At 47.4% G+C, this 23,259-nt stretch carries 19 protein-coding genes; 7 read left to right on the top strand and 12 right to left on the bottom strand.

The genetic code is table 11. The features are described from left to right. The first annotated feature begins 138 nt into the window (after positions 1-138). Positions 139-1,296 carry a helix-turn-helix domain-containing protein gene (locus KNQ15_RS02815; RefSeq protein WP_214723978.1) on the top strand — a complete coding sequence of 386 codons (1,158 nt, stop codon included), beginning with the start codon at positions 139-141 and terminating at the stop codon, positions 1,294-1,296. Positions 1,297-1,397: 101 nt separating this feature from the next. Further along, positions 1,398-3,527 carry a bifunctional glycosyltransferase/CDP-glycerol:glycerophosphate glycerophosphotransferase gene (locus KNQ15_RS02810; protein ID WP_214727660.1) on the top strand — a complete coding sequence of 710 codons (2,130 nt, stop codon included), beginning with the start codon at positions 1,398-1,400 and terminating at the stop codon, positions 3,525-3,527. 57 nt (positions 3,528-3,584) lie between these two features. On the opposite strand, the gene KNQ15_RS02805 is transcribed toward KNQ15_RS02810, so the two are convergent. From KNQ15_RS02805 to KNQ15_RS02760, 10 genes are all read right to left on the bottom strand, one after another. Then, on the bottom strand, positions 3,585-4,508 hold the full coding sequence (locus KNQ15_RS02805; protein ID WP_214727658.1) for a hypothetical protein: 924 nt from the start codon (positions 4,506-4,508) through the stop codon (positions 3,585-3,587). A 345-nt stretch (positions 4,509-4,853) separates the two neighbouring features. Continuing rightward, positions 4,854-6,212, bottom strand: a complete 1,359-nt coding sequence (gene rlmD / locus KNQ15_RS02800; protein WP_035396153.1) for a 23S rRNA (uracil(1939)-C(5))-methyltransferase RlmD — start codon at positions 6,210-6,212, stop codon at positions 4,854-4,856. A 25-nt stretch (positions 6,213-6,237) separates the two neighbouring features. Further along, entirely contained in the window at positions 6,238-7,200 is a 963-nt protein-coding gene (locus tag KNQ15_RS02795) for a diacylglycerol kinase (protein WP_214727656.1), read from the bottom strand. A gap of 147 nt (positions 7,201-7,347) precedes the next feature. Further along, positions 7,348-8,781, bottom strand: a complete 1,434-nt coding sequence (gene gatB / locus KNQ15_RS02790) for an Asp-tRNA(Asn)/Glu-tRNA(Gln) amidotransferase subunit GatB (RefSeq protein WP_035396151.1) — start codon at positions 8,779-8,781, stop codon at positions 7,348-7,350. A gap of 14 nt (positions 8,782-8,795) precedes the next feature. Beyond that, complete coding sequence (gene gatA, locus KNQ15_RS02785) at positions 8,796-10,238, bottom strand: Asp-tRNA(Asn)/Glu-tRNA(Gln) amidotransferase subunit GatA (protein ID WP_149427816.1); 1,443 nt, start codon at positions 10,236-10,238, stop codon at positions 8,796-8,798. Between the two features lie 15 nt (positions 10,239-10,253). Beyond that, positions 10,254-10,544 (bottom strand): Asp-tRNA(Asn)/Glu-tRNA(Gln) amidotransferase subunit GatC, encoded by a 291-nt coding sequence (gene gatC / locus KNQ15_RS02780; RefSeq protein WP_023469336.1) that lies wholly within the window; start codon positions 10,542-10,544, stop codon positions 10,254-10,256. Positions 10,545-10,744: 200 nt separating this feature from the next. Then, the gene (locus KNQ15_RS02775) at positions 10,745-11,962 is read right to left on the bottom strand and encodes an Nramp family divalent metal transporter (protein WP_023469337.1); all 1,218 of its coding nucleotides are present in this window, start codon (positions 11,960-11,962) and stop codon (positions 10,745-10,747) included. 137 nt (positions 11,963-12,099) lie between these two features. After that, positions 12,100-13,602, bottom strand: coding sequence for a sodium/proline symporter PutP (gene putP / locus KNQ15_RS02770; RefSeq protein ID WP_214727853.1), 1,503 nt, complete (start codon positions 13,600-13,602; stop codon positions 12,100-12,102). A gap of 87 nt (positions 13,603-13,689) precedes the next feature. Next, the gene (pruA, locus tag KNQ15_RS02765; protein WP_029342578.1) at positions 13,690-15,234 is read right to left on the bottom strand and encodes an L-glutamate gamma-semialdehyde dehydrogenase; all 1,545 of its coding nucleotides are present in this window, start codon (positions 15,232-15,234) and stop codon (positions 13,690-13,692) included. Between the two features lie 130 nt (positions 15,235-15,364). Then, entirely contained in the window at positions 15,365-15,652 is a 288-nt protein-coding gene (locus KNQ15_RS02760) for a HesB/YadR/YfhF family protein (RefSeq protein ID WP_023469340.1), read from the bottom strand. Positions 15,653-15,774: 122 nt separating this feature from the next. Here KNQ15_RS02760 and KNQ15_RS02755 point away from each other — a divergent pair, with 122 nt between their 5' ends. The 4 genes from KNQ15_RS02755 (at position 15,775) to KNQ15_RS02740 (ending at position 19,976) form a co-directional block, all read left to right on the top strand. After that, on the top strand, positions 15,775-16,614 hold the full coding sequence (locus KNQ15_RS02755; protein ID WP_214727654.1) for a hypothetical protein: 840 nt from the start codon (positions 15,775-15,777) through the stop codon (positions 16,612-16,614). A gap of 13 nt (positions 16,615-16,627) precedes the next feature. Further along, positions 16,628-17,077: a thioredoxin-dependent thiol peroxidase gene (gene bcp, locus KNQ15_RS02750; RefSeq protein WP_133207739.1), complete on the top strand. Its 450-nt coding sequence runs from the start codon at positions 16,628-16,630 to the stop codon at positions 17,075-17,077. A 329-nt stretch (positions 17,078-17,406) separates the two neighbouring features. Next, on the top strand, positions 17,407-19,056 hold the full coding sequence (locus tag KNQ15_RS02745) for a peptide ABC transporter substrate-binding protein (protein ID WP_214727652.1): 1,650 nt from the start codon (positions 17,407-17,409) through the stop codon (positions 19,054-19,056). A 269-nt stretch (positions 19,057-19,325) separates the two neighbouring features. Further along, positions 19,326-19,976: a homing endonuclease associated repeat-containing protein gene (locus KNQ15_RS02740; protein WP_047393045.1), complete on the top strand. Its 651-nt coding sequence runs from the start codon at positions 19,326-19,328 to the stop codon at positions 19,974-19,976. Positions 19,977-20,072: 96 nt separating this feature from the next. Here the strand turns inward: KNQ15_RS02740 and KNQ15_RS02735 are convergent, their stop codons facing one another. Beyond that, a complete protein-coding gene (locus KNQ15_RS02735) occupies positions 20,073-21,770 on the bottom strand; it encodes a GGDEF domain-containing protein (RefSeq protein ID WP_214727650.1) in 1,698 nt (565 codons plus the stop codon). A 133-nt stretch (positions 21,771-21,903) separates the two neighbouring features. Between KNQ15_RS02735 and KNQ15_RS02730 the strand changes: the two genes are divergently transcribed. Beyond that, the gene (locus KNQ15_RS02730) at positions 21,904-22,512 is read left to right on the top strand and encodes a YktB family protein (protein ID WP_064299359.1); all 609 of its coding nucleotides are present in this window, start codon (positions 21,904-21,906) and stop codon (positions 22,510-22,512) included. Between the two features lie 31 nt (positions 22,513-22,543). Here the strand turns inward: KNQ15_RS02730 and KNQ15_RS02725 are convergent, their stop codons facing one another. Next, a complete protein-coding gene (locus KNQ15_RS02725; RefSeq protein WP_214727648.1) occupies positions 22,544-23,053 on the bottom strand; it encodes a hypothetical protein in 510 nt (169 codons plus the stop codon). Positions 23,054-23,259 lie beyond the last annotated feature (206 nt).

The raw sequence follows: 23,259 nt of genomic DNA, 5'->3' as shown, positions 1-23,259 counted from the left end.
ACTCCTCAGTTCCATCCGATCGACTTGATAGTGAAGCCTTTTTCGGAAGGCTTCGTTTTTTCTTGGTTCGTTCTCGACTATCCGCGAAAGAGGACATACACTAGAAGCAATCCACTTTATTTCGAAAGGAGTCGTGTCATGAATCGCTTGTCAACATCCGACTTGACGCAAATCGCAGAGCACCTTTACGGAATGACCGGTTTTTTCGTCACGTACCGAGATCGTAATGGTACTCCGCTTGCTCTACGTCCAGAAGCTCCACCTCATCCGGGAACCTTGCCGATTGAGAATGAATGGCCCGTCCTTAAAAAGACTCCTTTACTCTATACCCTGAAAGACGGTACAGCCTACCTCTTTTTGGACGTTCCGGAACAAGGTATGTATCGAATCGGTCCTGTTCTATTACAATCTGCTCTCTTTCGGGCGCATATCCAAGATGAAGCCTATCACCAGTTTTATAAGGTCTTGCCGCGTACGACGGAGAACCGATTGATTGACTGTGCTCACCTGATGTATCGCTTGTTGCACGGGGAACCATTGCCGAAGCGAGAAATCGAACAACTATCTGATATTCAGGAAGCTGAAATCCCACTCGTTGCGGATGCACCGTCCCATACAGGGGTGACCGCATACCGAAAAGCATGGCAACGGGAGCAGCAAATCATCGACTGGATCGCGACGGGTCAAAGTGAGCGACTCGCAACGACCTACTCTTTACCTGCATACGGTGAGTTCGGCACACTCGCACGGCATCAACCGTTACGCGCAGAAAAGAATCTGTTGCTCGGAACCGTCCTATTGAGCGCACGCGCCGCGATTCGCGGAGGATTAGAACCGGACGAAGCCTTCTCTCTAAGCGACCGGATGATCGAGACGATCGAAGCAGCGACGAGCATTGCCGAACTCCGTAATCGTCATGTCCGCATCACGGTCTCGTTCGCGGAGGCCGTCAAGGAACTCCAAGCGCTGCGGCACTCGCCTCATGTACTCGCTGCGATTCGCTATATTCAGCAACACCTGTATGAACCGTTGTCCGTCTCATCAATCAGCCAAGCCATTCATGTCTCGTCCAATTACTTGTCCGTTCTATTTAAAGATGAGACTGGTTTACCACTCGCCCGGTATGTCATCCGGGAACGCATCCGGGAAGCAAAGCGTCTCCTACGCTCGTCCGACGACTCGCTACTAGAAATCTCAAACAAGTTGCACTTCTCAAGCCAAAGCCATTTCAGTCAAGCCTTCAAACAGACGACTGGTGAGACGCCGACGCATTACCGGCAACGAAGTGAATTTTAAGAGAGTCGTGCCTTTTTTTCGTTTTGTGATATCCTATTCAACAGGAACTATTTTCGTGAATCCGTTTTTGGCGGATTCTTTCATCAAAAAGGAGAATCAACATGAACTCAATTAGTGTCATCATTCCTGTCTATCAAACTGAATCACAAACGAAGACAGCCATTCAATCCGTTCTCGACCAAAAGGTATCTATTCCGGTGGAAATCGTCGTCGTCTTTGACGGTCCGAGCACATACATCGATGAGCTCCGTTCCCTCTATCCAACATGTACGATCGTTGAACAGGCGCATCAAGGAACTTACGCTGCACGTCGACGTGGTCTTGAAGTCGCGACAGGTGACTACGTTACCTTCCTCGATAGTGATGATATCCTCGCTCCACGTGCACTCTATACGTATATCAAAGCCTATGAGAAATCACGTGGTGAAGTCATCATCGGTAAGGTCTCACCCGTCTACAACAAGAAAAAATGGCTCATGCCGATCGATGATGATCGTTACTTCTTCTATACCCGTACGAAGTTCAATTCACGTCATTTGACGACGATTCACGGCTGGATGATCAAAAAGGACTTGCTCAATGATCTACCTGTTCTTGAGACACGATGGTTCGCCGATACGATCATCGCCCATACAATCATCTCGAAACTGACGAACCTGACATCGGTCAGTTATGTCGTCTATGGTCGAAACTCACGTAGTACGCCACTTGAAGGACAATCGCTCTACCAAGCGCGTGATATCACGACATTGTCCGATATCTCACGGATCTACGGTATGTTATCCGCCCATACGAAGGATAACGACGTTCAAAAATTCTTAAATACGTGGTACAAACGTTTCATCTCAAAACGTGGTCGAGCATTGCTTGAGCGCAGTACATCAAAAAGTCAGCAGACCGACGTCTTCCGTCATGTCGCTTACGACTTGAGACGGGCGAAGACACAAAGCAAGTATCTGCAAGCATGGTCAACGGGTTCATATATCATGTTCCGTTCATATATCACTGCTGTTAAGACTAAACAGACATTACGGACGGCACGACGTAAAAAAATCAAGAACGGTCTCATGCTCTATCGTCTGTTCCAAAAGATGCCGGTCAAAGAGAACCTCGTCTTATTCGAGAGTTTCCTCGGACGAAGCTACTCCGATAATCCGAAGGCTCTTTATCTGAAATTAAAAGAACAACGTCCTGAACTTGAACTCGTCTGGATTTTCGCGAATGAGCCTTCAGATGACGTCAAGGAAGCTTGCCCGAACTGGGTGCTCAAAAACAGCTTCGCGTATTACCAAGCGATGGCACGTGCGAAGTACTGGATCTTCAATACACGTCAACCGCTCAGCTTAACGAAACGCGAAGAAACGATCTACCTTCAAACGTGGCACGGCACACCATTAAAACGACTAGGTCTCGACATGGAAGAAGTCCACATGGCAGGAACGAACGCGACGCGCTACAAACGGAACTTCTACAATCAAGCGCAGGAATGGAATTACTTGATTTCTCCGAATGCCTATTCGAGCGAAATCTTCAAGAGTGCGTTCGGGTTCCAAAACACGATGCTTGAGACGGGTTATCCGCGAAATGATCTCTTGTATGCGGACGATCAAGCTGGTCTCATCAGCGAAATCAAAGCACGTCTTGATATCCCAGCTGACAAGAAAGTCGTCTTGTACGCACCGACATGGCGAGATGATGAGTTCATCGCGCGCGGAAAATACCGCTTCGATCTCCAACTCGACTTGAACGAGATGCAGGCCCGACTCGGTGACGATTATGTCGTCTTGCTCCGGATGCATTACTTGATTGCGCAAAACATGGATATCAGTGGACACGAAGGCTTCGCCTACGACGTCTCTTCGTACGGCGATATCGCAGAGTTGTATTTGATCAGTGATGTCTTGATCACTGACTACTCGTCTGTCTTCTTCGATTACGCCCACTTACAACGTCCGATGATCTTCTTTACGTACGACTTGGAGAAATATGCGTCGACGTTACGTGGATTCTATTTCGATTTCGAAGAAGTCGTTCCAGGACCACTCTTGAAGGAAACGGATCAAGTCATCGATTATATCGAACAAATCGATACGAAATCCGTTGCTTACCAAGAAAAGTATGATCGCTTCCTCGAACGGTTCTGCAGTCTTGACGATGGTACGGCAAGTGAACGTGTTCTTGCTGAGTTGTTCCCGAACGCAAGCTCAGCAGATGCTGAAGATGCTGAATAAGGGGACACAATGAAAAAGGAGAAAGATGCGCTTTTGCGCTCTTTCTCCTTTTTCGTATCATCGTCTACGATACGGTGCAATCCGCTCTTCAAATTCAGGGTGAACGAAACTAGGACGTAACGATAAGACGACCTCACCGAGGAGATGTTCTACCACGTCGTCCCATCGTTCGACGATCTCAGAAGAGGTCTTCGCAGATACATCCGCCTCTTCGAGCAATGCTGTCTCATCCGTCGTTCTCATGAAGACCCACGTATCATCAGATCGTTTGCGCCCCATTAAGGTGATACGTCCACCTTCCATCCGGTACAGAAGGATTCGCTCCCATTGACGCTTCCGACTCGGCACCATGACTTCACGATGTCGCGCGATGATTTGCTCTTTGATCGTTTCCCGGCTAGCAACGAGATTCGGACACAGATGATAAAAATCATCTGTTCTTGGATGCTTGATACCAAAGTGCGGAATACCCGACGCTTCAAGACGCTTCAACCATTCTACTTTCGCTTGTCGCAGATGTGTCCAGCGAATAAGATGACTCCGGACGCCCCATCCTGTGATCACGAAAGGATGTCGACGCAATTCTTCGACTGACGCAAACAACGTCTGCTTTTCAAAAGAGGTTTCCTGACAGAGTTCTTCGAAACGATTGATCGATGTGACATCATTTCCATGTTGCATCGGGAATAAATTGTATAGATGAAAGCGTCCCGATAAGGCTTGTCCTTCGTAGATACCTTCTACGATCCGGATGATTTGTCGCATCGTCTCATCCAATCGACCAATTTGACCCGTCGCTTGCCCTGCCGTATCAAGTTGCTGACGTAATGTAGGATCCACTGTCGCAGAACCTGGATTCAACATCAGGCACGCACCAAGCGACGTTTCACTCTCTCCCCACTGGATATATGTATGATAGCGATACAATACGTCTTGCTCTAGCCGGAATGTTGCATACACTTGAACATCGTTAGTCGTCATCATGAACCCTCCTATACTTTTATATATAACTTGATTATTTTACCATATAGAGGTTCTTATTTACTTTCGTTTATGCATCAGGTCAATCAAAAAATGGAGCTGACTCAAAAGTCAGTCTCTACAAAGATAAGGGTGGCAGAATGATGATCTGCCACCCTTATCTCGTAATAAAAAGAATGACGCGTCACACGCAACTCCTACAGGAAAAGCGCATTTATGCGCTGTCAGAGACGAACAAGACCCGCTTTCCTGCTTGAATGAAGCAGGAAAACTGGCTTGTGTCTCGCCTGAGGAAAGGGCGTGAAAAGACACGTCATTCTTTTTTGAGTCAGTCATATGAACAATTTAGTTACGGACGAACAAAGCAACGCTCTCGACATGTGTCGTATGCGGGAACATATCGACCGGCGTCACTTCAACGAGTGTATAACCGAGTTCTGTCAACAACTTCGCGTCGCGCGCTTGTGTCGACGCGTTACATGAGACGTAAACAATCCGCTTCGGTGCGACATCTGCTGCTGCACGCAAGAATTCTTCGTCACAGCCTTTACGTGGTGGGTCGACGACGATGACGTCCGGTTGAATACCGGCTTTAACGAGATCCGGCATGACCTTCTCAGCTGCACCGTACTCGAACGTCACGTTCTCGATACCGTTCGCTTGTGCGTTCCGGCGTGCATCATCGATTGCTTGCGGTACGATTTCGATGCCGTAGACGTGCTTCGCTTGTTTTGCGAGTGACAATGAAATCGAACCGATTCCACAGTACGCATCAACGACTGTCTCATCGCCTGTCAACTGGGCATACTCGAGTGCTTTCGCGTAGAGTTTCTCTGTTTGCAACGGGTTGACTTGGAAGAACGAATGCGGTGAGATCTCATACGTCAATCCAGCGATTTGATCGCGGATGACAGACGGACCGTACAGGACGACGTTCTTTTTCCCGAGAATGACGTTCGTATCATCCGGGTTGATGTTGTGCTGGATCGAAGTGACGTTTGGTAACGCCTTTAAGATTCCTTCGACGATCTTATCGATCCCACGAAGTTGTTTGACCTTCGTGACGAGCACGACCATCAATTCGTTCGTATGATAACCATGACGCGCCATGATATGACGGATGACGCCTGCTTTTTTCTTCTCATCGTATGCTGGGACTTTTAAGTCGGCGAGGACTTTACGCACCGCTTGGACAGCTTCGTCGTTTTCTTTGTTTTGAATCAAGCAGTAATCCATGTCGATGATCCGGTGACTTCGTTTTTGATAGAAGCCAGCCATCAATTTGTTCGATTGAAATGCAACCGGTACTTGTGCCTTGTTGCGGTAACCCCATGGATCTTCCATACCAATCGTCTCGTGGACTGGAATTTCAAGACCTGCTAGGCGCGCGAAAGCGTCACGGACACGGTTGTGCTTGAACTTGAGTTCTGCGTCGTATGACAAGTGTTGCAATTGGCAACCGCCACACTGGTTGTAAACCGGACAAGGCGGCTCGACACGATCGACACTCTTCGTCTTTTGACGGATGATACGACCGAATCCGTAAGACTTCGTCGTTTTCGTAATCTTGATTTTGACCTGCTCCGTCGGCAATGCGCCCGGGATGAAGACCGTATATCCATCGATGCGCGCGACCCCTGATCCTTCATGCGTCAGATCGACGATCTCGACGACGTGTTCATCGTTCTTTTGTACTGGAATCATGAATATCCTCCTTAAAAACCTCGCTTCACGCGAGGTTCGTTTCTGCTTCTTGTAGTTGTGTATTGATTTGTTCCATCTCTTCGATCCGGAACTTTGGTGTCATGACTTCGAAATGAGAGCGAAGATTCGTCATCTCGCCTTCGCAAATGCCGCCAAATTCACCATCGATGTTCAAGCTCATCTCTGATGTATTCTTCATGCGGACGAATGAGGTCGTGACATGCTCGATGCAAGGGTCCGAGAAATGATCCCCTTTTAAGGCAAGACGCATGACACGAATCAGTTCGACGAGGTTACATTTCTTGAGAATGAAGAGATCGAACCGACCGTCATTGAGTGACGCGTTCGGTGACAATTTCTCGAATCCGCCGACGGAGTTCGTATTGGATGTCAAGAACAGCATGACTTCTCCTTTGAATATACCCTTTTCATGCTCCAGTTCGACATATGTCGGTCGGATTTGCGGAAGTTTCTCCATCCCTTTGACGTAGTACGCGAGCTGTCCGAGTGCCGTCTTCAGCTTCGAAGGCACTTCGTACGACAGTTCTGTCATGATGCCACCGCCAGCGATGTTGATGAAGTAATGGACGCCTGTCGATCCTTCGATCTTACCGATATCGACCGGCATCGTATGTCCTGTGCAAATGACATCCATCGCTCCTTCGATCGTCAATGGAATACGCATCGCCCGACCAAAGTCATTCGTCGTTCCAACAGGTAATACACCAAGCTTCGGACGTTTGTTGTAGGCAGCCATTCCGCTGATCACTTCGTTCAACGTACCATCGCCGCCTGCTGCGACGACGAGATCAAAGTCTGCTTCGCATGCTCGTGCTGCTTCATACGTCGCATCTCCGACCGCTTTCGTCGAGTAGACAGATGTCTCATAACCCGCTGCTTCGAGTCGGTCGAGGATATACGGTAAATTTCGTTTAACCATCTCTTTCCCGGAAGTCGGGTTATAAATCACGCGCGCTCTAGGTCTCATAAGATTTTCTCCTTTTTGACTCAACCGTTCATTTGATACATAACTGTTTTATTTTACATGAACTCTCGAGACATTACAAAGCCAAAAAAGACAGCGTCCGTTTCCTCGCAGAAGTAAAGGAGGAACGAACGCTGTTTGATCAGGTACTTATTTTAATTTTTCAAGCTCTTCATAGAAGAGTTGATCCAGGAGGGCAGGGTTCGCCATTCCTTTTGTTTTCTTCATGATTTGACCGATGACGAAGCCTTTCTTCCGGTCACGTCCACCGAGTAATTCCTCGACAACGGCTGGGTTCGCTTCGAACATCTCGACGATGAGACCACGTAGCAATCCTTCGTCTGAAATTTGTGCAAGACCGTTTGCTTCGACGTATGCACGTGGCTCGACACCTTCTTCGATGACGGCTGTGAAGACTTGTTTGGCGATTTTCGAAGAAATCGTACCGCTTGCGATCAAGTCGATCATCTCTGCCAGACGAGCTGGTGTCATCTTGACTGTTTCGAACGTTTCCGTCGATTTATTCAAGTGACCTTGGATCTCACCGATCGTCCAGTTGGCTGCTGCTTTTGGCTCTGCGCCTGCTGCCAGTGTCGCTTCGAAGTACTCTGCCATCTCACGTGTAACTGTCAATTGCTTCGCATCATACGCCGAAAGACCGAGTTCTTCTTGGTAACGAACGCGACGTGCATCTGGAAGTTCCGGGATACCGGCACGAATCGCTTCTTTCCAATCGTGATCAAGTACGAGCTTGACGAGGTCAGGCTCTGGGAAGTAACGGTAGTCTGACGCCCCTTCTTTGACACGCATGAGGACGGTTTGTTTTTTCGTCTCATCGAAACGAAGTGTTTCTTGGCGCATCACACCACCAGCAAGCAACAACTTGCGGTGACGATCTTCTTCGAACTCAAGTCCTTTTAAGACGTTTCCGAACGAGTTCAAGTTCTTAAGTTCCGTTTTCGTACCGAACTTCTCTTGTCCGTATGGACGGACCGAGATGTTACAGTCACAACGAAGTGATCCTTCTTCCATCTTGACGTCCGAGACGCCTGCATATTGCAAGACTTCCTTGAGACGTTCGAGATAAGCGACTGCATCTTTTGGTGAACGCATGTCCGCTTCACTGACGATCTCAATTAGTGGTGCGCCTGTCCGGTTGAAGTCGACGACCGAGTGGTTGGCACCCGTGTGGTTCATCTTACCAGCATCTTCTTCCAAATGGACACGTTCGATTCGGAAGCGTTTCGTTTCGCCATCGACTTCCGCATCAATGTAGCCATCGAAGCCGATCGGTTGATCGAACTGTGAGATTTGATACGCTTTTGGCGTATCTGGGTAGAAATAGTTCTTCCGGTCGAATTTCGTTTGATCGGCCACTTGGCAGTTGAGTGCCATTGCTGCACGCACAGCGAGCTCAACGGCTTTTTCGTTGATTTTCGGCAAAACGCCTGGGTGTCCAAGACAAATCGGACACGTTTTCGTATTCGTCTCCGCGCCGTATTCCCGCGCACAACCACAGAACATCTTCGTGTTCGTGCTCAGCTCGGCGTGGACCTCGATCCCGATGATCGTTTCAAAGTTCATGATACATTCGCTCCTTATAACTTCGGAAGCGCGAATCCACCTGTCGCAAGCTCAAACGCATGCGCAGCGCGATAGATCGTCGCCTCATCGAAATGTTTTCCAATGATTTGTAAGCCGACTGGAAGACCGTCGACGAATCCAGCTGGAACCGAAATCGCTGGAACACCTGCTAAGTTGATCGGAATCGTCAAGATGTCATTCGCATACATCGTGACCGGATCGTCGAGCTGTGCACCGAGTTCGAATGCTGGTGTCGGTGCTGTTGGTCCGATGATGACGTCATAGTTCGCGAGGACATCGTCGAAGTCTTTTTTGATCAACGTCCGAGCTTGTTGTGCTTTTTTATAGTAGGCATCGTAGTAACCTGAGCTGAGCGCGTACGTTCCGAGCATGATCCGGCGTTTGACTTCGTCTCCGAATCCTTGTGAACGGGAATACTTGAAGACATCTTCAAGTGCATCCGCTTCCGCACGGACTCCGTAACGAATGCCGTCAAAGCGCGCGAGGTTCGATGATGCTTCTGATGAAGCGAGTAAGTAGTACGTCGCAAGCGCATATTTCGAGTTCGGAAGTGACACCTCATCGACCGTCGCACCGAGTGCTTCTAGTTTTTGGATCGCTTCACGGATGTTGGCTTTGACGCCTTCACTGACACCCTCACCGAAATATTCTTTCGGAACAGCGATCTTCAACCCTTTGATATCACCTGTCAACGCTTGTGTGTAATCCGTTGTTGCGACGTTCGCAGACGTCGAATCCATCTCACAGTGTCCTGCGATCGCGCTCAAGAGATACGCGTTGTCTTCGACTGTTCGTGTCAACGGACCGATTTGGTCAAGAGACGACGCAAACGCAACGAGACCGAAGCGTGAGACGAGACCGTATGTCGGTTTCAACCCGACGACACCACAATAGGCAGCCGGTTGACGAATCGAACCACCTGTATCCGAACCAAGGCTGAACAAGACTTCACCTGCTGCGACAGCTGCTGCTGAACCACCCGAAGAACCACCTGGAACGTGTTTCGTATTCCATGGGTTACGGACTGGTTTGTACGCTGAGTTCTCGTTTGAAGAACCCATCGCGAACTCATCCATGTTCAATTTCCCGATCGTGATCGCCCCTGCTTCATGCAGACGCTCGACGACCGTCGCATCATGAGCTGGCACGAAGTTCTCGAGGAATTTCGAACCACATGTCGTCGTCATCCCTTTCGTGACGATGTTATCCTTGACGCCGATTGGAAGACCAAACAATGGATTTGCTTCATGTTTCGCGACATCATCCATTCGTTTTGCTTGCTCGAATGCTTCTTCGTTCAATGAAAGAAACGCACCGATTTTTCCATCGACGCGGTCGATTTGATCAAAGGATTCTTGGACGAGTTCAGAAACTTTGACTTCGCCATCCTGAATGAGTGTGTGTAGTGTTTTGACACCATGTTCAAAAAGTGACATCGGGTCATTTCCTCCTTATTCGAACACCGCTGGGACGCGGACTTGTCCGTCTTCCCAATCGGGTGCGAGTCGTTCTACTTCCGTACGCGGAAGTGATGGACGTACTTCGTCCTTACGTAGGACGTTCTTTAAATCGAGGACATGAGTCGTCGGTTCGACGCCTGTCGTATCGAGTTCATTTAATTGTTCAGCGAACCCAAGAATCTTCTCGAGTTGTCCTGTGAATTGTGCTACTTCTTCATCTGTCACGGCAAGGCGTGCCAAATGCGCCACGTGGCGGACTTGCTCCTCATTAATCTTTGCCATGTCATTCCACCTCCGGAACTTTTGCGATATATTTTACACTATTTCTAATCATAGCACTTTTCGTCCAGACAAAAAAGACGATGGTGCATCGGGGGGAGGTCCGCACCATCGTCCTTATAGGGGTAGCAAAGCTTCCGGGCGGAAAGCTTCTAGTTATGAAATACCCGCTTTAAATCAGACGAAACAAAAATACTGAATATTCATACTAATACATCGACGAGCAGATAGACATTGAAGACGATGACAATCGAGACGATCACCCAGGCCAACGCGTTCATGAACCGACTATTCCGGTGTTCTCCCATGTACCGCTCACTTGCTGTCGCCCGAATCAAGGGGATCAAGGCGAACGGAATCCCGAACGATAAGGCGACCTGGCTGAGAACGAGTGCCCGTGTCGGATCAAAACCGGAGAACAGCAACAAAATTGCCGGCAACATCGTCACGGTCCGTCGAACGAACAACGGTAATTGGAGATGAAGGAATCCACGCATGATCGCGTCACCTGACATCGTGCCGACGCTTGAAGAAGCGAGACCCGAGACGAGTAAAGCAATCGCAAACAGATACGGCGCAATGCCACCAAGCGTGACATGAAGTCCCTCGTAGATTGCTTCAAGCGAACCCGCTTGATACTTCGTGCCATAAAAGACACTTGCCGCAATGACGAGCATCGCCCCGTTGACCGCTCCGGCAATCAGCATCGCTCCCCAGATGTCGAAGCGTTGGATGTGTAACATCGAAGCTTTATTCGCAACGTGCCCCATCCGCCGTTTCGTTAAATCGGAATGGAGATAGATCGCGTGCGGCATGACAGTTGCCCCAAGCATCCCGGCAGCGAGGACGATGCTCGATGTGCCTTCGAATCCCGGTAACAAACCTGCCGATAGATCACGGAATACAGGATGAACTTCAAATACTTCAATCGCAAAAGCAGCCGCGATGATCAGGACAAGAACGGCGATGACGGCTTCAAAATGCCGGAGTCCCTTTTGCTCGAAGCCGAGGATGACGAAGGACAGTACAGCTGTTAAAAGGGCCGCCATCCGTAAATCAATCGCAAACAATAAATGAAATCCGAGTGCGGCTCCGACGAACTCAGCGAGATCGGTTGCCATCGCGACAAGTTCCGCTTGTACCCAGTAGAAGAAGCGTGTGACCGGCGATAACTCTTCCCGGATCACTTCCGCTAAACTGAGATTGCTGACGATTCCGAGCTTAGCTGACAGGAACTGAATGACGACGGCCATCAAGTTCGAGGCGACGATGACCCAGAGCAGTAAGTAGCCATATTGGGCACCTGCCGTCATGTTCGTCGCGAAGTTTCCCGGATCGAGATACGCGACGGCAGCGACGAACGCTGGTCCAAGATATGTCCGTTTTCTTGGTAAATCTTGTGTAAGTGGCTGTGTCGCCATCTCGTTCACCTCACTTTTGGTTTTTATTATACGCTCATATTGCCCAAGTGCAACAAATATGTTTATGGTAAATAACAACGTATGAAGTGAATTAAAAAGGGATGTTTCCTGTAATCAGGAAACATCCCTTCTGTTAGTTAGACGATTTTCCGCTCTGGTTCTGCACCTTTTAGCTGTGCTTGCACTTGATCGAATTCATCATAGATCGCTTGACTCGGTTCCTTCGTCACGAGACTACCGACGACGAGCGCAACAGTCGAAGCGAAGAAGGCTGGAATCATCTCGTACATCTCAGAAATGTAGAATGGCAACCCTTCGACATTTTGTTTGATGAGAATCCAGGCGATGACGACGACAGATCCCGTAATCATCGAAGCAAGTGCTCCTGTCTTGTTCATCCGGCGCCAAAGCAAGCTGAACAGAACGACTGGTCCGAACGCGGCACCGAAACCAGCCCACGCATAACCAACGAGAGTCAAGATCGACTTCTGTGCACCGAACGATAAGAGAATCGCTAGAGCAGCGACGACAAGGACCATCACGCGCCCCATGACCATCAATTCACGATCAGAAGCATCACGCTTGAAGAAACGTTGATAGAAATCATTCGTTGCCGCACTCGAAGAGACGAGTAGCTGTGTCGAGATCGTCGACATGATGGCAGCAAGTAAGGCTGCAAGCAACAGTCCCGTAATGAAACCAGGGAAGAGATCGCGTGATAATTGAATGAAGACATTCTCTGGTTCTCCTAAAGGACTATTTTGTTGCGTGAAGTAGGCATATCCGATCAAACCTGTCACCATCGCTCCAACGATCGAGAACGTCATCCAGATCATCCCGACGCGACGTGCTGACTTCATCTCGTGTAAGTTCCGAATCGCCATGAAACGAACGATGATATGCGGCTGACCAAAGTAGCCGAGTCCCCATGCGAGTAGCGAGACGATTCCAATGACCGTCGTACCTTTGAATAACTCGAGCTTTGAACCGTCCGTCGACCGAATCGTTTCGAGCGTCTCGTTGATCCCACCGCTTAAAGCGAGGGCAACGCCTGGTACGATCAGCAACGCGATGACCATGATCATCCCTTGGACGACGTCCGTCCAACTGACGGCAAGGAAACCACCGAGGAAGACATAAGCGATGACGACGCCCGCTAAAATCCAAAGACCTGTCGTATAATCCAGTCCGAAAACCGCTTCGAACAAACGACCACCAGCAACAAAACCACTGGATGCGTACATTATAAAGAATATTAAGATAACTCCAGCTGAAACAGTACGCAAGACACCACTTTTATCGTGGAATCGTTTTTCGAAGTAATCGGGAATCGTGATCGCATCCCCTGCATGTGCCGTATACGCACGCAGACGCGGCGCGACGAGTAACCAGTTGGCGTATGCGCCAAGTAACAATCCAACGACGATCCACCCACTGGACAGACCAGTTGCATACATCGCACCCGGTAATCCCATCAACAACCAGCCACTCATGTCACTTGCTCCAGCAGAGAGCGCCGTGACGACGGGACCAATCGTACGTCCCCCAAGCATGTAGTCATTCATGTTCTTCGTCCGATAATACGCAATGACGCCTAGTGCGACCATCAGTCCGAGATACAACAAAATCGCAAACCACATTCCGTTCACCCTTGCTCCCCCTTTTTCCATGATATAAGAAAAACGGGCATGCAGGTCGCACACCCGTTTCATCTATTAAACACCATTTCAGAACATTTCTGAAGTTGTTTTTGCTTGAAGATGTAAAGTCAAGTAATCTGGTCCGCCCGCTTTCGAATCCGTTCCAGACATGTTGAATCCACCGAATGGTTGGTAGCCAACGATTGCGCCTGTGCACCCACGGTTGAAGTAGAGGTTACCGACGTGGAAGTTCGCACGCGCGTACTCTTGGTTCGTCCGGTCTTGCGTGATGACAGCACCTGTCAATCCGTATTCCGTGTTGTTCGCGATGTCGATTGCTTCTTTGAAATCTTTCGCTTTCGTGAAGGCGACGACTGGTCCAAAGATCTCTTCTTGCATCAAACGATCCGTTGGTTGAACGTCCGCGACGACTGTCGGTGAGACGAAGAATCCTGTTGAATCATCCGCCGTACCACCTGCGACGATACGTCCTTCTTCTTTTGCGACGTCGAAGTACGACGTAATTTTCTTGAATGCTGCTGCGTCGATGACTGGTCCGACATTGTTTGAGACATCCGTCGGGTTACCGATGCTAAGTTTGTTCGTGTTCGCGACGACTTTTTCGAGCAACTCGTCATAGACAGAGTCGAGTGCGACAACACGTGAACAAGCTGAACATTTTTGACCCGAGAATCCGAATGCCGCTTTCGTGATCATGTCCGCTGCGTAATCGAGGTCGGCCGACTCATCGATGACCATCGTATCTTTTCCGCCCATTTCCGCGATGACGCGTTTGAGCCAGATTTGACCTTCGTTTAGTTTCGATGCCCGCTCGTTGATGCGAAGACCGACATCACGTGATCCCGTGAAGCTGATGAAACGTGTTTTCGGGTGATCGACGAGGTAGTCACCGACTTCTGCCCCTGAACCTGGTACGAAGTTCAAGACGCCTGCCGGAAGACCAGCCTGCTCCATCACTTCGACGAATTTCGCTGCGACGACCGGTGTCGTCGATGCGGGTTTCAAGAGGATCGGGTTCCCTGCCACGATTGCTGCAACAGCTGTTCCAGCCATGATCGCGAGTGGGAAGTTCCATGGTGAGATGATGACACCGACACCGAGTGGAATGTAATCGTAACGGTTGTATTCGCCTGGACGACTCTCGACTTTTTTGCCGTCTTTTAAGACGAGCATCTGACGTGCGTAGTACTCGAGGAAGTCGATCGCTTCTGCTGTATCGGCATCTGCTTCGTTCCAAGGCTTCCCTGCTTCTTTGACGAGGTAGGCAGAGAACTCATGCTTCCGCTTACGGATGATGTTCGCTGCTTTGAATAGGACGTCCGCACGTACAGACGGATTGACGAATTTCCATGTTTCGAAGGCTGTGACCGCTGCTTGCATCGCTTCTTCTGCATGTTCCTGTGTCGCTTTCGAGACACGTCCGACGATCTCTTCTTTGTTAGCCGGATTGACGGAGACGATTTTATCTTCCGTCGTCACATGTTTTCCACCGATGACGAGCGGATAATCTTTGCCGAGTTCTTGCGTGACGAGTGCAAGTGCCTCTTCGAACGCTTTCTTGTTTGCTTCTTGTGAGAAGTCCGTGAATGGTTCGTGTTTGTACGGAATCATCTCTATTCCCCCTTTAATCTCTACTTTAAATCGCTTACATTCTCCATTGTACAGAAGCATGAGTCCGCTTACAATTATTCTAGTCAAAAAAATAAAGGAGCGACGGATTTGGTCGCTCCTCAGTTCTCGATTATTCCTTCGCTTGTGAAAAGACGATTTCTTCGTGTTCAATTGAAACTTTGACGTCTTGCCCTTGGAATAACCAGTCATCTTGATCCGAAACGACGAAGTGGATGCCGTCGACGACCTCTTCGACCGCTGCGCGTTCGACTTCTTCCATATGAACGCCGACCGAGAAACCTTGTGTTAAATCCGTTGAGCCACCATATTTTGCGAAGAAGCGAATCGTATCGCCTGATTTTGCTTCCATCTCGTCTTTAAAGTATTGCAATGCCTCATCTGTAATATGAATTTTCATATCTATCACTCCCCTTTCGTTTAGTGTACCGATATCCTACTCAAAAAAGCGAATTTCCTGTATGGTAGAGACAAGATTAGCTATGGAAGCACCATGAAACATTCATCTTAGGAGGAATTCGAATGAAACGATCGCTCGTAGTGCTGCTTGCGACCAGTCTCGTACTCGTCGGTTGCGGAAACGATTCCCCGTCTTCTACAGATACCAAATCCCCGAAGACGACGGAAACAAAACAACAGAAGGCTGAACAAGCCGTTCTTGACGTCTATCAAACATACGAAAAAACGCTCGGTCAATCCGGGCGAGCATATGCAAAAGACCTTGCATCGATTGAATATACGGGTGACGAAAAACAACTTGAGCCGCTCGCCGTCGGTGCGAAAAACTTGAATGTCGTTCCCGGTAAGGTCGTCAAGTCGTTTCAAAAGGGCGACGTCGCCTATATCATCCACGAATTCAAAGATGCGAAAGGATCGATTCTCCCGAACCGGGGATCGAAACTGTTATTGAAGAAAGACGATGAGTGGAAAATCGTCCTGACACCGACGACATTCGATCCGTCCGTCTTCTCGACGCTTGGCGACATGTTCACTGGATTTAACGCTGATGAATATGGTGTCAATGCGAAGGCGGCTGACGAGATTGGAAAAACCGATGAAAAAGAGCAGGATGCCGTTTTTTCTCGTGTCAATGCGCAAACCGATTATATGGCGCTTGAGATGAACAGTAACATTCTGATGATTTACGGTGAGGCGCTGAAGAACGAAGGAAATCCTGAGACGCTCGTTGATTACTATCAAGACTACGCAGACTGGTATGAAGAAGAACAGCCACTCCTCATGAAGACGGCGAAAGCCGGTACGGATTATGAGAAGTACTTGATTGCCCTCGATCCTTTAAAAGAGAGTCTTCAAAAGAAGCTTGAGAAATATGCGGATCAATTAAACATGGAATTAGGATAAGGAGGAATTTTTCATGCAAGCACCTACATTCACCCTTCCGAATGCACAAGGCGAATCGATTTCCCTCGAGGATTATCGTGGAAAAAAAGTCGTTCTCTATTTCTATCCGAAGGATTCAACGCCTGGTTGTACGACCGAGGCATGTGATTTCCGTGATGCGACGCAAGCGTTCGAAGAGAACAACACCGTCATTCTCGGTGTTTCTGCCGATAGTCAGAAACGGCATCAAAACTTTATCGCAAAATATGAATTACCGTTCCAATTGTTATCAGATGTCGATCACGAAGTGTGTGAGCAATATGGTGTCTGGCAACTGAAAAAGAACTACGGTAAGGAATATTTTGGAATTGTTCGTTCGACGTTTTTAATTGATGAATCTGGCGAAATCGTCAAAGAATGGCGCAGTGTAAAAGTAAAAGATCACGTTGCAGAAGCACTTCAGTACGTCCAAGAGCAGAAATGAGTTCGAGAACCAGTTGTTTTATACAACTGGTTCTTTTTGTATTAAAACCTTGTAAAAACTCCTAATTTTATCCTTACACAAAAAAATTTTTCGTGAAAAAACGTTGGTATCACACATAAATTTAATGTTTTTGAAATAATCTGAAAATATTCTATTGATTTTTCTGAATATTTTATTTATTATTGATAACAAGTTGATCCGGTGCTTTCCACAGCTTAAGAATAAAAGGCGATGACCCCTCTTATTTTTAGTCGGACACCGGATCGCTATCCTATCGGTTCTTATCGTTTCACCAGATATATCTATTTCTTTTGGGAGGGATTTACTTTATGGAAAAGAAAAAGGCACTTGCACTCGTCGGAGCACTGACAATCGCTGGATCAAGTCTTGCTGCATGTTCGACGACAGATGAAGGTTCAAAAGAAGGCGGTTCGACATCTGGAGAAAAATCTTCAGACAAACAAGTCTTGAACATCATCAGCGGTTCGGATATTCCAGCGCTTAGCCCAACGGTCGCGACGGACTCTGTATCCTTCACAGTCTTGAACAACGTTCAAGAAGGACTATTCCGTCTTAACGAGAATCAAGAAGCAACACCGGGTGTTGCGGAGAGTGTTGATGTTTCTGAAGATGGACTTACATACACGTTCAAACTTCGTGATTCGAAATGGTCGGATGGCAGCGATGTCACAGCAAAAGACTTTGAATATGCATGGAAACGCGTCCTTGATCCGAAGAGTGGTTCGCAGTATGCGTACATCATGTATATCATCGATGGCGCTGAAGCATACAACACAAGCAAAGGAAAAGCAGACGATGTCGCAGTCAAGGCAGTCGATGACAAAACGCTTGAAGTCAAGCTGACTCAACCAGCTGAATACTTCAAATCACTAACTGGTTTCGGTTCATTCATGCCACTGAAACAAGAATTCGTCGAAGAACAAGGCAAAAACTTCGCATCGAAGCCGGATACATTCCTTTACAACGGTCCATTCGTTCTCTCAGAATGGAAGACGGATGTTGGCTGGACATACAAAAAGAATGATCAGTACTGGGATAAAGATAATGTCAAACTTGAAGAAATCAACACGAAAATCGTTAAAGAAGTCTCGACAGGCGTCAACTTGTACGAAAAAGGTGACATCGATCTAGCTGGCTTAACGAGTGAGTTCGTTGATCAATACAAAGACAAAGAAGACTTTGATACACGTCTTGATGCAGCAATGTACTATATCCAAATGAACTTCAAGAATGACCTCTTGAAAAACAAGGATATCCGTAAAGCGATTGACTCAGGATACGATAAGAAGCAGATGGCTGAAGTTCTCTTGAACAACGGTTCGATCCCTGCTTACTACTACGTACCAAAAGACTTCGCAAAAGGTCCAGACGGTAAAGATTTCCGTGATGGAAACGAAGGCTTTGGTTCGTACGACGCATCATCTGCAAAAGCATCATTCGAAAAAGGACTGAAAGCTGTCGGCAAGAAGTCTCTCAAACTCGAACTTCTTTCATACGATGATGACAACTCGAAAAAAATCTCGGAGTACCTCAAAGGCGAGTGGGAGAAAAACCTTCCAGGTCTTGAAGTCACGATCAAACAACAACCATTCAAGAACAAGTTGGATCTCGAGTCTAAAGGTGAGTTCGAGCTATCGTTCGCAGGATGGGGACCTGACTACCAGGATCCGATGACATTCCTCGATATGTGGGTAACTGGTGGACCATACAACCGTGGTAAGTACACGAGCGATAAGTATGATTCACTCATCAAGTCAGCTCAAAAAGAAGTAGATGCTGAGAAACGTTGGCAGGCCCTCAAAGATGCTGAGAAAACACTCCTTGAAGAGGATCAAGCGATCTCAGTCATGTACCAAAAAGGTGTTTCGCTTCTTCGTAAACCGTACGTCAAAGGAATCGTCAACCACAAAGTCGGTGCCGATACTTCGTACAAATGGGCTTACATCGAAGGAAAATAAGTCATACCTCAAGACCAGATTCGCTGACGAGCGTGTCTGGTCTTTTTTTCCATCTAAGCCATTTGTCCTATTTTTCTGAATAGCATTAAAATTTCGTGTCATTCTGTTTTCATTTCCATGACTTCCATTTATACTAATCAAAGAATCCGATTCACTTTATTTACAATATTTTGCGGGAATTATTCATAATTAATGGAAATGCACCGATATATCTAATACAGAGGACTTTTGCCTCAATACTACATCGAACTGGGAAGGAGGACTCACTCATGAAGCAACGTGTACTTACGAGTCAACAGAGTTATACAGAAGAGCAGCTTGAGATGATTGAAGCCATCCGTGCGGTCGGTGAACTCATCCAGGACCGTCCACGCCGTACTGTCTATCGCCGGTATGCTTTAGTGAATGACTGGCCACAACCGGAAAACATCATTCGTCAATTTGGATCATGGCCGGAAGCCTTGTCTGCTGCTGGATACGAGTGGAATGTCGATCAACAGCCGGAGGAGCTCGAGCGGGCACCGAAATATACGAAAGACGAAATCTTAAAGTCATTCGAACGGTACGCACAAGACGTCGGTTCTACGATCACACTCAAGAAGTACCAGATGTGGCGTAAATCAGTCCATCATGCACCGAGTCATTATCACATCGTCAAGATGTTCGGTTCGTGGCACGATGCGTGTACCGCTGCAGGACTTGAAGCAAGCGTCACTTATTCGAAAGCTGAACTTGCTGCTTCTCTGCGTCAAGCTATCGAGGAAGTCGGCTTTGCCCTCTCTTTTGAAGCGTACCGGGAATGGGCGAAACGAAACAACAAACCATCGACGAAAGCCTTGCTTCATCGCTATGGTTCTTGGTCAGCCGCGATCCATGCGATTGAAAACGAGATTCGTCTCAGCAAACAACAAGCTCAATGAACTTATTCTTTTTTGATCCTTCTCGTTCATCCGAACTGGGAGGATTTTTTACATCAAAAAAGAAGATAGCATCTCTGCTACCTTCTTCTACTTGATTTAAATGACCTTCTCTTTCCACTCTTGATACGATGCGACACGGTCGCGTCCTTGGAACTTCGCTCCGACGTACATCGCACGGTCGGCATTTCGAATCAAACTCGCGAGGTCGCCAAGTTCTTTTAATGTATCGATGCCGATGCTGGCTGTGATTCGGAGCGTATGCCCTTCGACTAAGATCGGATTTGCATGCAACGTCTCGCGGATTCGCTCTGCGACGATTTGGGCTGAATCAAGATCCGTATTCGGTAGTAAGATGACGAACTCCTCTCCCCCGTAACGCGCGACAAGATCTGTGATACGTGTTGCTTGCATCAGTAACTTCGCAACTTCAAACAAGACGACGTCTCCGACTTCATGACCATACGTATCATTGATTTGTTTGAAGTGATCTAAGTCGATCATTAAGGCTGAGAACGGGTAAAGGTCGCGTTGTTTAATACGACGATCGCCCCACTCTTGCAAGGCACGATAGTTCGGTAATTTCGTCATCGCATCTGTCCGGCTGTCGGTCAACAAGCGTTCTCGCTCGTGTGCCCGTTCCACTGCCCACGACAGAACACGTAGGGCACGGTATAGCTCATAACCGAAATCCTGCGTGAACTCACCACTTGCGTTCGAGGCAAGGAATAAGGAACAGTTGATCGTCTCCGTTGCTTCCGGTTGGATGAAGAGGACCGACTGTGTCTCTTCCGGCAAGCTATCGTAAAGACGAATATCCCACTCCTGCTGCATCCCGTAAAGAAGGACTTCTTCTTTTTCGATGATATCTTCAATGATTCGCCCTTCGACGTGATCAGCCTTCAACTTTCGTCCGTCCTTCAACGAATAGTACACGCTTTGCTTTCCTTCTTTGAAATCAAACTTAATCCAAGCGATATCCGGTTTGACGAATTGATTGAGCTGTCGTAAATACCGCTCAATGATGAACTGGGCATCACCGTCTTTCCAAGCCGCCTCTTTCAATCGCTCGATCTGCTCCCAATGTTCGATCCGGTCTGTTGCTTCAACGGAACTTCCCAGTGCGCGCTTGATGATGAATAAGGCAAACGCCGCCATGACGAGTCCGCTATTTCCGTTCCCTTGAACGACGAGTGTACTGAAGATTCCATATAACAATTCCGCTGTGATGACGACCGCTTCGAAACGTAGCAGCTGGAACATAACATCACTTGGAATGTTTTCTCCAAGAAGAAATCGAGATAACTGATATTGCAATAAGAGGACGATCCAGAGAATCGCGACCATCGCCAGTAACGGCACGATGTTTTCTGTCAGTACGAATGCTTTCCCATGTGTTCCGCCGAGCGCATTATAGGCAAGACCTGCTGGAACAATTAAAAACAATTCGAGTGCGACGTTGAAGGGATAGTTATGTAACATCCGCCGACGTCCGATTGGTGTATGAATCGTTCGCAACTGATAGATAAGCATCGTCAATTGCCCAACACAAATCGCTGATAGTAATCCATACGTCAAAAATGTAAAAAGGACGAATCCAAAATGGAAAGTAAAACTCATATGACGACGGCGGACAGGATCGACGACGAAAATCGTCGATAAGGCGGCAATCAATAAGAACGTAAACAAATCGACGCTGAGACTATAATCTCTCGACTTCGCAAAAAGATCGATGCCTATGACGATTATGAAAAAAACGACCCAGCTTCGAAGGAGATATTGTTGAAAACGACGCACAAAACATTCCCCTTCCTTTAAGTTATTTATTTGTATATTACTGGAAATCGATATGGCCATTATTCTACTTTTCGAGCAAAAAGTCGAACTTCGATCGTCTCCTTTGATACAATTGACGCGAGGTGATTTTTTTATGACAAATACATTCACGCAACACGCATTTGATACATTTCAGATTGATGGACTAGAACCACGGATGGAAGCGATTCGCGAACGCATCCAGCCGGTCTTTCGAGACATCGGTCAGGAAGTCGCACCTGACTTAACGGTCGCAACAGCAGAAGATGTCCACGTTCACATCGCGCAGCACGCCCGCAGGAAGGTCAACCCTCCGAAGGATACATGGATGGCATTCTCCCCCGATAAACGTGGATACAAAAAACATCCGCATTTCCAAGTCGGTCTGTTTGATGATCATCTGTTCATTTGGCTCGCCTACATCTATGAGTTGCCGAATAAACAACAATACGCATCGAAACTGTTACAGCATACAGAACTGCTGACATCCCTTCCGGATGATTTCGTCGTCTCATACGATCATATGAAAAAAGACGCCGTCTCCGTTCATGAGACGGATATCGAAAAAGGATTACAACGTTTCCACGACGTCAAAAAGGCAGAATTCCTTGTTGGTCGCCACATTCCGGCAGAACAAGTGCATCACCTGTCACGCGAAGAATTACTCGACATGATTCGAAATACCTATTCGCATCTCGTACCACTCTATAAAACGATTAAATAAAAAGGATGGCCGAATCGGTCATCCTTTTTCATTAGTTATATTTTACTAGAATTGACATGACTTGTGTACGGTCAGAATTCAAATTTAGATAAATGTTGACCTGTTTTGAGGAAACGGTCATGACGTTGAATGTTTTATCGAGTTTCGCTGTCGGATACGCTTTTTTGACTTCCTTGACCGTCACAGTCCGCTTGACCTGCTTCGAATCATAGACGATGGCACTAACTTTTGCTTTTGCGTCCTTCACCCCATACGTGGAGCAATAATGAAGGGCACGATCTGCTGAAGCAAGACCATTTCCACTTTGACACCAATTCGAGTTCTTTTCCCCCTTATAGGATTTATGTACTTGGGCAAGTGTCGTTTTTTCAAGAATGACTTTTCCATCGAGTGAACGTGCTTGTTTCGCTTGTGTTTGAATTTCTTGTAGCCATTTGATGTCTGTCTGTTTTGTTGCTTCGACCGGTTGGTTATATGAAGTGCCTGACACGATGCTGACAGTGAGTGCGGCAGTTAAAATGATTCCTAAGACTTGTTTCATGATGATGTCCTCCTCGGCGCCTGTAAAAGGCGTTAATAATAAACTGATTCCCCTATTTCAAAAAATTATTCAGTTTTTATAGTTTTTTCTGGGAACTTATATTTATTTTTTTGATGAGACGAATTGTAATATTAAGTGCAACACCTAGCTGAAAACACAAAAAAACCCATAACGACCTCGTGTAGAATAGAGTTACCACACAAAAT

Origin of the sequence: Exiguobacterium sp. s168 (genome assembly GCF_018619035.1) — a bacterium.
Classification (GTDB): Bacteria; Bacillota; Bacilli; order Exiguobacteriales; family Exiguobacteriaceae; genus Exiguobacterium_A; species Exiguobacterium_A acetylicum.
This window is presented reverse-complemented; position numbering and strand designations above follow the sequence as displayed.

What these genes read in the sequence shown, in the direction of transcription:
- KNQ15_RS02815 (WP_214723978.1), top strand. Translation starts at nt 139, where the DNA reads ATGAATCGCTTGTCAACATCCGACTTGACGCAAATCGCAGAGCACCTT.
- KNQ15_RS02810 (WP_214727660.1), top strand. Translation starts at nt 1,398, where the DNA reads ATGAACTCAATTAGTGTCATCATTCCTGTCTATCAAACTGAATCACAA.
- KNQ15_RS02805 (WP_214727658.1), bottom strand. Translation starts at nt 4,508, where the DNA reads ATGACGACTAACGATGTTCAAGTGTATGCAACATTCCGGCTAGAGCAA.
- rlmD (WP_035396153.1), bottom strand. Translation starts at nt 6,212, where the DNA reads ATGATTCCAGTACAAAAGAACGATGAACACGTCGTCGAGATCGTCGAT.
- KNQ15_RS02795 (WP_214727656.1), bottom strand. Translation starts at nt 7,200, where the DNA reads ATGAGACCTAGAGCGCGCGTGATTTATAACCCGACTTCCGGGAAAGAG.
- gatB (WP_035396151.1), bottom strand. Translation starts at nt 8,781, where the DNA reads ATGAACTTTGAAACGATCATCGGGATCGAGGTCCACGCCGAGCTGAGC.
- gatA (WP_149427816.1), bottom strand. Translation starts at nt 10,238, where the DNA reads ATGTCACTTTTTGAACATGGTGTCAAAACACTACACACACTCATTCAG.
- gatC (WP_023469336.1), bottom strand. Translation starts at nt 10,544, where the DNA reads ATGGCAAAGATTAATGAGGAGCAAGTCCGCCACGTGGCGCATTTGGCA.
- KNQ15_RS02775 (WP_023469337.1), bottom strand. Translation starts at nt 11,962, where the DNA reads ATGGCGACACAGCCACTTACACAAGATTTACCAAGAAAACGGACATAT.
- putP (WP_214727853.1), bottom strand. Translation starts at nt 13,602, where the DNA reads ATGTGGTTTGCGATTTTGTTGTATCTCGGACTGATGGTCGCACTAGGC.
- pruA (WP_029342578.1), bottom strand. Translation starts at nt 15,234, where the DNA reads ATGATTCCGTACAAACACGAACCATTCACGGACTTCTCACAAGAAGCA.
- KNQ15_RS02760 (WP_023469340.1), bottom strand. Translation starts at nt 15,652, where the DNA reads ATGAAAATTCATATTACAGATGAGGCATTGCAATACTTTAAAGACGAG.
- KNQ15_RS02755 (WP_214727654.1), top strand. Translation starts at nt 15,775, where the DNA reads ATGAAACGATCGCTCGTAGTGCTGCTTGCGACCAGTCTCGTACTCGTC.
- bcp (WP_133207739.1), top strand. Translation starts at nt 16,628, where the DNA reads ATGCAAGCACCTACATTCACCCTTCCGAATGCACAAGGCGAATCGATT.
- KNQ15_RS02745 (WP_214727652.1), top strand. Translation starts at nt 17,407, where the DNA reads ATGGAAAAGAAAAAGGCACTTGCACTCGTCGGAGCACTGACAATCGCT.
- KNQ15_RS02740 (WP_047393045.1), top strand. Translation starts at nt 19,326, where the DNA reads ATGAAGCAACGTGTACTTACGAGTCAACAGAGTTATACAGAAGAGCAG.
- KNQ15_RS02730 (WP_064299359.1), top strand. Translation starts at nt 21,904, where the DNA reads ATGACAAATACATTCACGCAACACGCATTTGATACATTTCAGATTGAT.
- KNQ15_RS02725 (WP_214727648.1), bottom strand. Translation starts at nt 23,053, where the DNA reads ATGAAACAAGTCTTAGGAATCATTTTAACTGCCGCACTCACTGTCAGC.